This is a genomic window from Pseudoalteromonas sp. Z9A5, from assembly GCF_011378875.1.
Taxonomy (GTDB): domain Bacteria; phylum Pseudomonadota; class Gammaproteobacteria; order Enterobacterales; family Alteromonadaceae; genus Pseudoalteromonas.
Window position 1 is genome coordinate 33,179 of sequence record NZ_WTLC01000020.1, and the last position, 13,284, is coordinate 46,462.

Consider the following 13,284-nt stretch of genomic DNA (forward strand, 5'->3'; position numbering starts at 1 on the left):
CTTAGCGCTGCCAAAAACGTAAATTACGTAACGTTTTAACAAATGCCTCACCTGATACGGTAGCTAAATCAATCCAGCCATCATCAACCTTGCTATCAAGCCCTGCGGCTTTAAATAATGGCTTAGCCTCACTTGTAAAACCTATGTATTTCATATGTGCATACGCATCACTTACAAAGTCTTTAGCTTCTGCAATAGCAGCTAGTTTTTCGGCTCCCTCTTCAGTGGTGAGTACAAGTACTGCATCGTATAAAACCGATGGACCACCATTAATAACCTGATCGGCTTCAAAGTGCTTACCCTTACTACATTTAGCACCACCGACTTGTGGGGCAATAATTTCAAAGTTAGCACCTTCGTTTTTAAGAGAATTTACAACCGATTCAAAAATGTCTGCATCAAATCCGTCACTCACTAAAATACCTAACTTGCGACCTTTAAATGTATTTGGCGCATTTTTTAAAATACTTAACGCATCTGATACAGGCAAGTCTTTACGTGTTGGCATAGCAGCTTCAGCTGGGTCTGGCATTTCTTGCAAGCCAAGTCCTTTGGCAACTTTGTTTGCGAGGGTTTCGTCAATATTTAATAAATGCGATACCAAACGCTCTCGTATTGGTACATGCTCGACTTTAGAAAGCTCAAACACGTACGCAGATTGTATATGCGCTTGCTCTACCTCTGTTTGGCTTAAGTAAAACTGACGAGCTTGACTGTAATGATCACTAAATGTGTCTGAACGATAACGTAGCTTATCCCCACTCATTTGCTCTGATGAGCTTTTAAATCCGTGCGCTGGACATTCGCGAGGATTATTTTCGCTTGCACTCCATGAGTTAGGCTCGTAGTTAACACGTCCTTTAGGGTTTTGCATCGCCATATGCCCATCTTGCTGAAAATGCCTCATTGGGCACTTAGGCGCATTTACCGGAATTTGCGTAAAGTTAGGTCCACCAAGGCGTTTTGTTTGAGTATCAAGGTATGAAAAATTACGCCCTTGTAATAATGGATCTGGTGTAAAGTCGAGCCCTGGCACAATGTTTTGAGTACAAAATGCAACTTGCTCTGTTTCTGCAAAAAAGTTATCTACTACACGATTAAGTACCATTCGCCCCACTATTTTAACAGGTACTTGCTCTTCTGGTATGAGTTTAGTGGCATCGAATACATCAAATTCAAACTCATCAGCAAACTGCTGATCGAATACTTGTACACCAAGTTCCCACTCTGGGAAGTCACCATTACCAATAGACTCCCACATATCGCGACGATGAAAATCGGGATCGGCACCATTTAATTTAAGCGCTTCATTCCATACCACCGATTGCATACCGCCTTTTGGTTTCCAATGAAACTTAACGTATTTTTCCTCACCTTCGTCATTAATAAATTTAAAAGTATGAACACCAAAACCTTCCATAAATCGCAACGAGCGCGGGATAGCTCTATCAGACATTGCCCACATAACCATGTGCATTGACTCTGGGGATAAACTTACAAAATCCCAAAAGTTGTCGTGTGCGGTTTGCGCTTGCGGAAAACCCCGGTCAGGCTCTGCTTTAGCCGAATGAACTAAATCAGGAAACTTCATAGCATCTTGAATAAAAAACACCGGAATATTGTTACCCACCAAGTCCCAGTTACCTTCTTGTGTATAAAATTTAACGGCAAAACCGCGTACGTCACGTGCTAAATCTGGAGACCCTTTGCTACCTGTAACAGTAGAGAAGCGCGTAAACACGGGTGTTTTTTCGCCTTTGCGTTTAAAAATATCTGCACAGGTTAATTCCTCTAACGAATCGTAAGTTTCAAAGTAACCATGTGCTCCGTAACCACGGGCATGCACCACTCGCTCAGGAATACGTTCATGATCAAAATGAAAAAGCTTTTCGCGCAGTACTTGATCTTCCATTAAACCAGGCCCGCGTTTGCCTACTTTTAACGAATTTTGATCGTCGCTCACAGGACAACCTTGCGCGGTAGTCATTGTTGGGTAACCGTCTGATGCACGTTGGCGCAGCTCGCCGCCGTTTCCTTTTTTTCCTGCGTATTTAAATGATTCAGCCATGTCTAATCCTTCATTACAATTTTAGTGATTGGGTGAGTTTTAATTTTATTGCTTTAACAGCAAAGGCAATGGAGCTAAATGCAAAATAAAGACCAAACAGTAAGCGTAATAAAAGCGCGGGATACAGAGTAAATGTGAAGAATTAAAAGGTGTTATAAATAGAAGAACTTACAGAGCTCTGTAAGTTTTTCAAGATCAAAAAAGGACGCTTTAAAAAGCGCCTTTTAATTTAAGTTTAAATCGTTTTAAATTGAGTTAGCCTTTATTCTCGTTAACTAAAATAACTTTACGATGTGGGAAAGGTATTTCGATGTTGTTTTCATCAAGTGCTTTTTTAATTAGCTCTGGCACAGTGTAAAGAACATCAAAGTAATGCTCACCCTTACAAAAAGGTCTTACTAAAAAGTCTACTGAGCTGTTGTTAAGTGTCTCTACTTCAACAAAAGGCGCTGGATCTTTTAGTATGTGTGGGTGCGCTGCAAGTACAGCATCAATAACTTTACGAACTGCATCTGTATTTTCATCGTAAGCAACACCAAAATGCATATCAACACCACGAATTGGATGATGTGAATGGTTAATAATTTGCGCTCCCCAAATTTGACTATTTGGAATGATAACTTGTTGATTATCGAATGTTTGTAAAATAGTAGTAAACATATCAACTTCCATCACTTTACCAAAGCGCCCTGCTGCTTCAATAAAATCACTCACTTTATAAGGCCTAAATATAAGCAACATAACGCCAGCCGCAAGGTTCGACATTGCACCTTGTAATGCCAAGCCTATAGCAAGACCAGCAGCACCTAATAAAGCAATAATAGAGGCTGTTTGTACACCAAAGCGATTCAATACTGCAATAATAACAAACGCTAATATTATGTATCGTGCCATGCTACCTAAAAAACGAAATAGCGTGTCGTCAAAATGCGTGTACTTATGACATAAACCAATAATGATGTTTCTTACTTTACTCGCCAACCACATGCCTATAAGCAAAATTACAACAGCGAGCAAAATGTTAGTCGCCCATGTAATTGCAGCAGGTAGATACTGATTTATATCAATGTTATTTATTATGTTTTCCATTATTTTTCCTGTTATTACAGCTGTTCTATAAAGCTATTAAATTGTTCTATTCCGTATTAAGCGCAGTATCTTAACAAAAAATTAACTAATGTACGAATAAATAAGTAGTTTTACATATGCGCAAAAGCATTTAAGAAATAATGAAAGTTAAACTAAAAATTTTCCTACCAATAACAAAAACAAGCTATCTAATTGTAAATAAACAACAAAAAAAGTTCTTACTTTATTTATTAAATAATTATTTATATATTAATCATGTAAAAATTTAATATGATCTTTTTAATATTGCACTTTCATTACACTTTACTTGCACTTTTCTTACACAATTGAATGTTAATTTAATGCCTTAAATTGCATAAAAGGCTAAAACATGAAATATAACCCTATTTATATATGCTTATTACTTGCCACCAGCGTACTTGTTGGCTGCGGTGACTCAGGCGAAAGCACCGATACAACTGATACCGATACATCAGAAAGTACTGATAACACTGATAACACTGATAACACTGATAGCACCTCTACTGTATCACTCGTTATTAATGAAATTGTTGCTTCTGCCGCTGATGACGGTAATGACTGGATTGAGCTTTATGCATTACAAGATATAGCCACGCTCTCTAGTTATAGTATTGTTGACGACAATACCGAGCATGAAGCGCAATACCTACCTGACATTGCTTTAGCTGCTGGCGAATTTATTGTTATTCAAGCCATAGATGAAGCAGATACTCCTCCTGATGATGGTTATTACGTTACCTTTAAACTAGGCAGCGATGATGCTGTAACTCTGTTTAAAGACGCAGCACAAATAGACCAATTAGATTGGGAGGAAGGCGATGCACCGCAAGGCGCAAGTTACGGTTTATTTACCGATGGCACAGGTACTGAGCAAACTCTAAACCCAACACCTAACGCTGCTAATGAAGAGCTTAGTGACGACTCATCTGTCACTTTAGATAAAATAACTAATAACGATGCACCAATCAGAATAAATGAAATTGTTGCCAGCGATAGCGATAATGGATACGACTGGATTGAGTTTTTTGTTACTGGCACGTCTGCGGTTAACTTAAGCGACTACACCGTTGCCGATGAAGACGGTGAACGTATGGCTTTACCTAATATTACATTATCGACTGGTGAGTTTTATCGTGTGTACGCAACCACAAGCGAAACAGATGATTTAGAAACGGTTGCGTTTAAGCTTGGTTCTAGTGATGAAGTTAGCCTCTATAACGGCGACGATTTAGTTGATCAACTAGCGTGGGATAAAGGCCAAGCACTCATTGAGTTTAGCTATGGTCGCTTTCCTGATGGCAGCGACGCTACAAAAATATTAACACCAACACCTTTAACCGCAAATACACTAGGTCAACATGGTCCTTTAGTTATAAGTGAAGTTGTTGCCAGTGACATAAACGGCTCAGCGGACTGGTTTGAGCTATACAACAGCAGCACCGATAATGTTGCCCTAACAAACTACAGCATTATTGATGAAAGCGACGACATAGAGCCACAAAGCTTACCTGATGTAACATTAGCACCTGGCGAATACTTAGTTATTTATGCAACAGATGAAGAAAGTAATGGCTACACTGTTAACTTTAAATTAGGTAAAGAAGATGAGTTAAGCTTAATTCTTAATGACGAAACTGTTGACTACATTAGCTGGAAAGAAAGTGATGTTATTGCAGGCTTTAGCTACGGATTAAGTGATGTTACTACAATAGAAAACAGTTGGGACAAAGCATTTTTAACGCCGACTCAAGGTAGTGAAAACAGTCAAGCAAAAGCATTTAACCCTACTTTAGTTAATAGTTTATCTATAACCATTACCGATGAAAATTGGAATGACATACTAGATAATCCATTAGATGAAGAGTACCACGAAGCCAGTATTACGTTTAACGGCGTAACGCTCGACAACATAGCAATAAGAACAAAAGGCAATTCTAGCCTAACCAGTGTTGCTAACTCATCGAGCGATCGCTACAGCTTTAAAGTAGATGTAAACGAGTATGTTAGTGGGCAAAAACTATTTGGTTTGAAAAAGTTTACCTTACATAACTCGTACAACGACCCTTCTTATATGCGTGAAACAATTGCCTACGATCTATTAACCGAAATGGGCATTGCCACACCACAGCATTCTTACGTTAATTTTTATGTAAATGGCGAGCTTTTTGGTTTTTACCTTATGGTTGAAGCAATTGATGGGACGTTTTTAGAAAACAACTTTGAAAACGCTAATGGCGACTTATATAAGCCAGACGGAACAGGCAGTGACTTAATATGGATAGATAACGATATTACAAGCTACGCTGACATTAATTTAAAAACCAACGAGGACACTACCGACAACGGCGCGATTTTAAACTTTATTGAGCAAATTAATAACGGCGAAACCGATGCAACTGATGTAGACGGTTTACTAAAATATTTATCAGTGAGTGTTGCCCTATCAAACCTAGATAGCTATCACGGTACGTTAGCGCACAACTATTATATATACGACAGAGATGGCGTGTTTAACTTGTTACCATGGGATTTTAACGAATCATTCGGCACATTTACGATGGACTGTAATGGCGTTGATATACGAGAACTTTATATAGACGAACCAACCAGTGGTGCACTTGCAGAGCGCCCACTTGTAGCAAGCGCATTAGCGAGTGAAAGTAACTTAACAACGTATCATGCGTACTTACAAACGTTAATTAATGGCTCGCTTTCAAGCGCTCAATTTAGTCAACGTATTGCTGATTTAAAAGATTTAATTAGCGAGCATGTTGCTAATGATCCAAGTGCTTTTTACAGCTACTCACAGTTTGAGCAAAATCTTACATCATCGGTTAATAACTTTTATGGTCTAACCGAATTTATGGATTATCGCGTAACTAACATGACCCAACAGCTTAATGGCGACCTACCATCAGCAGGTACTGGCAGCGGCTTTTGTGGTAACTCGTTCCGCCCATAGGTTTATTATAAATATATTTAAACAATGAAGTAGTTAACAAAGAAGTAGTTAACAAAGAGCCATACACACTGTATGGCTTTTTTCCATTTCAAAACTTCAAGTTCGTTTAGCAATAAAAATTTAAATAAGTCATCTGATCATAAGAGGTATTACTAAAAGCGACTCACTGTTAAAAACTATTTTAGGTACACTTCTATTTAAATTCATTTGGTGTTAATATTCAGCAATGGTGATCGAATACTCATTAAAGGATTAATAATGATTATCTATTTCAAAATATTAGTCCTCCGGTATCCATTTACCCGCAAATGAAATATTCAAATATCAAACAATAAATTCAGTTGATTACCCATTGAAATAAATGAGGAATTTAACTGTGGTTATAATATTGTCATCTATTATTTTCCTTTATTAAAAAGCTTCAAATTAACTTTCATAAATTTAAAAGGATTTTCATGAAATATAAATTATTAAAAACCACTTTATTATTAACTTGTATGACTACTGCGATAGCCAGTAATTATGCTTTGGCGTCAGAACCTGCTAAAAGTAGTAATGACACGTACATTGCAAAATTTTTTGACCATACTTTATCTGTAGCTACTGGCCTTGAAGGCGCTTATACCGGTGATTTTAACGGTGATGGTATAAAAGAAATCGTTACTGTACAAAATAGTACTATTGATTTTATTAATTCAATTGAAAATAATGAATTTAAAGTAACTGATAAGATAGTTGTTAGTAATAGGCAATATTATGAAAGGAATCCATTAAGCAAAACTTATCGCAACGCTGAGTATTATCACGGTGGTTTATTTAGAAGTAGTTTTTATTTTTATGATGTAAACTCTGATTCACATTACCTTTACATTGAAGCAGAAAAAGAAGTTCCTACATCAAACTATAATACAGCAATGTACATTGTTGACTTAGCCACAAGAAAAATTAAAAACACAGTTGAAATAAACATATTAGACTATACATTACCTCGTGTTTTAGATTTCAATAATGATGGTGTAAATGAGCTTATTAAATATGGTGTGGTCAATAGACAATATAATACTGTAAATATATTAGATCCATTGACTCTAGAAATTATAAATACTTACCCCTTTCCTGAAACCGAAGTTGAAAACCTAAAGTATATAAAAAAAGTAGGATCATTTACCGAAAAAAATGAACAACAAATTTTATTTATTAACGGTCAAATATCGCAATTACAAAATACAGGTATGGATTTAATTACAAAAACTAACATTCCAGCATCTCTTGACCTATTAATTACAGATACGAATAATGATGGTTATGATGAGGTAATCTTACTAAACAAAAACTCCATATCCATCTATAACCCCAGAACAAACACCATCGATTTAACAACAGAAAACTTAGAAGGTAGCTACTTACACAAAACCATCGTAGATTATAATGGCGATGGTATTAATGACAGTATGTTTTATTTTGATCCTGATAGACAAATAGTATTTGGCTTATCACTTTTAAACCTTGAAGTCTTTTGGGAATACGAGGTAATTGATTTTCAATGTAGCGCAAGTTTTCTAATTGATGATGTTAATGGAGACGGTAACTTAAACTTAGCATGTGGTAGTAGACCATTTTTGGATGGTGCTTATAGAGCTGAGAACAGTAGCACTAAGTATAAGATAATAGATATCCCATCAAAAGAAACCTTATGGAATAAAGAAACCTTAGTTTATTCTTCTGGTATCTATGAGGTAGTTGATATAAATAGCGATGAAAAGCCTGAACTAATCTATTCAGAAGATAGCTACTCTACCTTAAAAGTTATTGATTTAGAGACTAAGCGCCCTTTTTATGCAGAAGTAGAAAATATATTATCCGTTTCCAATCCTAACTCCCCAAATTTATTAGCACAAAAAGTAACAACAGGTGATTTATTTAATACAGGCAAAAAGCAAATAATAATAGGTACGAAAGATATAGATAATTTAGCGTTACAAGTTCTTTCACCTGAAAACGCAGAGCTCATGTATCAAGTCGAACTAGAAGGAAAAGAGATAACGCAACTTAAAACTTTAGATATTAATAATGATGGGGTTTTAGAAATACTTTTAATTGTAAATATAGCCGACAACAACCATATATTATATGTTCTAAATGGACAAACTGGCGATGTTATAAAAAGTGCAACGATTGCTCACTGGACTCTTTCAGCTTATGATATGGAATCTATTTATTTAAATAATAGCGATATACCAAAGTTAGTTCTTAGCGAAAAATATCATGATAGCTCTCTTATTATTTATGACTTTGTAGATAACACATTCACTAATTATGCATACGACTCTGGGCATCATTGGAGCTATAGTAATTATTCCTACGCTACAAAAGTTAAAGTTGGGAATGAAGAAAGACTTGTATCAGTAAATCACAGTAATTCAACAGCATCCTACCTACAAACAAACGGTGAAGTGGAAAAAATTGCAGCTAATCTATGTGACAGTGATACGGATACAGACCCCCGCGGTACTGCGATTTACTATATAGGTGGCGTTGCTAAATCTGAAAAAAATTGGCGTGTAATATATTCGTGTGGTAAAGATTTACGAGAATTAAATTTAAATAGTGGTGAAAACACCACTATTTTAAATAATAATATTTTTTCAGACAAACTAAAAACAACTACGATTGGTGATACAACTTATATATCAGCAATAGGCAGTTCAGCTGTAATATATGCAAAAAAAGTAGACCAAAAATCAGAAAAGCCTAATGACGCTTCATTTTCAACTCATGCACTTTCACCAATTGAAATAGATTTACAGTTAAACAATATAGATAATATTATTATTGATACTCCGAAACTTGGGACAATTGAATATATTGACAATAAGGTAGGTAGATTTACATATACACCAAAAGGAGAGGTTGGAGTCGAAAATCTCTATTTTTATACTGTGCTAGACGGATTAGAGTCTGAAGTAGCCAATATTGATATTGAAATTAAAAATACTAAACCAACCACCAATGACTTTACTGTTAGTACACATTGGAACACGCCTATTGAGTTTAGCTTACAAGGTAATGATGACGATCAAGACTTACTCACCTATAACTTTAACACTCTACCTGCAAGTGGGACTATTGAGTTAATAGACCAAAATAATGGCAATGTTAGATATATACCTAACGCACAATCTCTAGAGCCTTTAACAGCAACCTATACCGCGAGTGATTCAATAACAAATAGCGAACAAAGCATAGTTACCATCATGTTTACAAACACAAAACCAGTTGCTAAGAATGCTAACTATAATGTAGTAGGAAGCGATCCTATAAATGCTCAATTGAGTGGTACAGATGAAGATGGCGACCCTATTACGTTTAAACTCATTTCTCAGCCTGCGTATGGTAGCGTTTCAATAGAATCTGAAACTGGTTTATTTGTTTATACTCCTGAGGGCGAAAGCAACCAAGCTACGAGCTTTAAATATTCAGTAAGCGATAAACTTTCTGAGTCCGAAATTAAAACAGTTAGTATTGTTCTAAGCGCTGATGAAGTTGATGAAAATGTTGATGACAACACTGATAATGAAAATGTTGATGGCAGCACTGATGATGAAAAGTCATCTGGTAGTATGTTTTATTTGCTTTTAATTGCGATGATTACTCTTTCACGTAGGTACAAGCTTTAGTTTTTAAATTATTGCGAGTAAGGACCCGATTGATTATATCAGTCGGGTCCTTATTACATGACTCTAGTTATTAAATTCACAACGCTATATTTGGCTTATTCGATAATATAGGGTGATAACGTGATGTATTATTTAGCTTAAGTAAAAATAATAATCATATATGCCAAATATTCATTAAAAACCCTCTACCAATGTAAAAACAGAGCCCTTTCAATTACGTCATAAAACACTCAAGGTGTTAAGTAAAAAACATAAATACCACCTGCTTTGAATTAGCTTTTTACAGCTACTCACAGTTTGAGCAAAATCTTACATCATCGGTTAATAATTTTTATGGTCTAACCGAATTTATGGATTATCGCGTAGCGAACATGACCCAACAACTTAATGGCGAGCTTCCATCGGCAGGCACAGGTAGTGGCTTTTGTGGTAACTCGTTCCGCCCATAGGTTTATTATAAATATATTTAAATAGTAAATTAATTAACAAAGAGCCATACAAACTGTATGGCTTTTTTGTTTTTAATTTTTCTATTTCAAATCCCAAAGTTTGATCTAATACAAAGTAAGCCTCGTCTGAGCGTGCAATTATGGGGTTAGCAAATACTGCTAATATTTTACCCATAAGGGGACGCATAATGTCTAAAAAAACGATTTCTAAGTTTGATATTTCTGCAACCGCACCAGAGGGTTTTGAACACGAACCCGATGCAACTAAAGACTTTTGGCATAACACGCCTAAAGGCACACTGCCCCCTTATGATTTTATTTCGCCTTATGCCCGCCATAAAACCTTACCAACACCCGGAATAGAAAATCGTAGTGCGTGGATAGTCGGTGGCGGTATAGGTGGTCTTGCTGCGGCGTTTTATTTAATTCGTGATGCGCATATGCCTGCTGAAAATATTACCATCTTAGAAGAAATGAGTATTGAAGGTGGCTCAATGGATGGGCAAGGAAACCCCGAGGATGGCTATATTATTCGTGGGGGTCGTGAAATGAACATGAACTACGATACTCTTTGGGATCTATTTCAAGATATACCCGCAGCTGAGCTTCCTGAAGGCTACTCTGTGCTTGATGAATATAGGTTAATTAACGACAACGATCCTAATTACTCAAAAGCACGCCTCATAAAAAGTTGCGGTGAAATATTAGATGCCACCGACTTTGGTTTAAATAAATCTCAACAATGGGAATTAATTAAGCTAATGCTAAAACGTAAAGAAGCGTTAGATGACATAAGCATTGAAGAGTATTTTAGCGCTGGCTTTTTAAAAAGTAACTTTTGGTTTTTATTTCGTACTATGTTTGCCTTTAAAAATTGCCATAGTCTTTTAGAAACTAAATTATACTTACACCGCTTTCTCGATTCTATAGATGGCTTTGGAGACATGTCTCTCTTAGTTTTTCCTAAATACAATCAATACGACACATTTATAAAACCGCTATCGGATTATTTACGAAAAAAAGGGGTTAAATTTCAGTTTGATACCTGCGTACACGATCTTGATATGAACTTCACCGATGATAAAAAAACAGTCGCGGGTCTTCAAGCTATTACGAAAGGGCAAAAGCAATATATTGCAATAGAGCCAAAAGACTTAGTATTCGCTCTCAATGGTTCAATGACAGAACAAACCGCATACGGTGACATGGATACAGTGCCCGTTCTTACTTGCGAAAAAAATGATCCAGGTAAAGACAGTGGTTGGAACTTATGGAAAAACCTTGCAGAAAAATCACCTGTTTTTGGCAATCCTGAAAAGTTTTACGGCAATGTAGATAAATCGATGTGGGAGTCAGCAACGCTTACCTGCAAACCATCACCGCTTATTGATAAACTAAAAACGCTATCAGTTAACGACCCATATTCTGGGCGTTCAGTTACGGGCGGTATTATTACCATCACCGATTCTAACTGGTTACTAAGTGTTACGTGTAACAGGCAGCCTCACTACCCAGAGCAACCCGACGATATATTAGTGCTGTGGGTTTACGGCTTATTAATGGATAAAAAAGGAAATAAAATAGAAAAAACAATGGCTGAATGCACAGGTAAAGAAATACTGACTGAGCTTTGTTTCCACCTTAATATTGAAGAGCAACTTGACGACATAGTTGCTAACACCAAAGTACGTACTGCTCTTATGCCGTATATTACAGCACAATTTATGCCGCGAGCAGTAGGCGATAGACCTCGCCCCGTACCGCAAGGCTGTACTAACTTGGGTATCGTAGGTCAATTTGTTGAAACTCGTAATGATGTGATTTTCACGATGGAAACATCCATCAGAACGGCTAGAATTGGTGTATATAAGTTACTAAACATTCCAAAACAAGTGCCCGATATTAGCCCTACTCAGTACGATATTCGTAATTTAATTAAAGGAGCTCGTGCACTTAACAGTGGTAAACCATTTATTGGCGAACGATTACTACATCGCTTGCTTGATAAAACCTATTTTGCTCATATTTTGCCGCCACTTCCTGAGGCCGATAACAAAAAACAAACTCATTTTGAAGAAGAGCTAAATGACCTCCTCGGCAAAGGTAATATCGCAATCCATAAATTTACTAACTGGGTAAGCTCGATGAGAGATAATTTTTTGCACAAAGGAGATAAATAATACAGTTTAATCTGAGTCCGGCTTACTTCGTTCTTGATAAACAACTTAGATTTGTACAAAAAATGGGGAAGCGGCAAGCCGCTTCCCCATATAGTTTATTAAACCAATTATTAATAACTAAGCTGTTGATACGTTTTCAGCACCTGCATTTTCAAGCGCTTCTTTTATATCATCCTTATTGTCACTGGTGTATTTAACACCTATAAGTACAGAACCTTCTTTAATTGCGTCTTCGTAATACTTAATTTCGTGCTCTGGAATAAAAGCACCAACAATAGCACCTACCGCACCACCTGCGGCTGCACCAGCTCCACCAGCAGCAAGCGCTGCAACAAGTGGTCCTGCAACTAGAAGTCCTGCACCACCAGTGGCTACAGTACCCACAGCAGTAAAACCACCAACAATTGCAGCAAGCACCCCACCAGAAGCCGCACCTAAAATGCCACCTTCTGCCGCTTTAGTACCTTCATCTACAGCAAAGTCATCTTTTGTATAAGAATCGTTTGCCACAATGCTGATTTCAGAATCTTTAACTCCTAACGCTTCTAATCTATAGATTGCTAATGTAGCTTTAGACGTATTGCCAAATAAACCTGTAATAACATTACTCATATCTTAATTCCTTTTCTTAGTTTAAACGTTGTGTTGCTAAACTAATAAAAGCAAATAACAAACCAAAAATAGTTTATTTATAAACAATTTAAAATTAAACCTAAAAAATCAGCAACTTGGAATGCTAAAAACAAAATGTTCAATAGCGATTTTTTATGTTTATAAAAATAAAACTTGAATTTATTACCAACTTAGATGTAAATAATTCTCAATTAATACTATATAT

General features: G+C 36.4%; 6 protein-coding genes. 3 read left to right on the forward strand and 3 right to left on the reverse strand.

Going from position 1 to position 13,284, the window contains the following annotated elements; all coding sequences use genetic code 11:
• Position 1: 1 nt before the first annotated feature.
• Positions 2–2,068 (reverse strand): catalase, encoded by a 2,067-nt coding sequence (locus GQR56_RS11760; RefSeq protein ID WP_166111639.1) that lies wholly within the window; start codon positions 2,066–2,068, stop codon positions 2–4.
• A 255-nt stretch (positions 2,069–2,323) separates the two neighbouring features.
• Positions 2,324–3,157 carry a mechanosensitive ion channel domain-containing protein gene (locus GQR56_RS11765; protein ID WP_166111642.1) on the reverse strand — a complete coding sequence of 278 codons (834 nt, stop codon included), beginning with the start codon at positions 3,155–3,157 and terminating at the stop codon, positions 2,324–2,326.
• Between the two features lie 370 nt (positions 3,158–3,527).
• On the opposite strand from GQR56_RS11765, the gene GQR56_RS11770 reads away from it, so the two are divergent.
• The 3 genes from GQR56_RS11770 (at position 3,528) to GQR56_RS11780 (ending at position 12,446) form a co-directional block, all read left to right on the forward strand.
• Positions 3,528–6,140: a CotH kinase family protein gene (locus tag GQR56_RS11770; protein WP_166111645.1), complete on the forward strand. Its 2,613-nt coding sequence runs from the start codon at positions 3,528–3,530 to the stop codon at positions 6,138–6,140.
• Positions 6,141–6,595: 455 nt separating this feature from the next.
• A complete protein-coding gene (locus GQR56_RS11775; RefSeq protein ID WP_166111648.1) occupies positions 6,596–9,817 on the forward strand; it encodes an Ig-like domain-containing protein in 3,222 nt (1,073 codons plus the stop codon).
• 637 nt (positions 9,818–10,454) lie between these two features.
• Positions 10,455–12,446 carry an oleate hydratase gene (locus tag GQR56_RS11780; protein WP_166111651.1) on the forward strand — a complete coding sequence of 664 codons (1,992 nt, stop codon included), beginning with the start codon at positions 10,455–10,457 and terminating at the stop codon, positions 12,444–12,446.
• A gap of 117 nt (positions 12,447–12,563) precedes the next feature.
• Here the strand turns inward: GQR56_RS11780 and GQR56_RS11785 are convergent, their stop codons facing one another.
• Positions 12,564–13,058: a hypothetical protein gene (locus GQR56_RS11785; RefSeq protein WP_166111653.1), complete on the reverse strand. Its 495-nt coding sequence runs from the start codon at positions 13,056–13,058 to the stop codon at positions 12,564–12,566.
• Positions 13,059–13,284 lie beyond the last annotated feature (226 nt).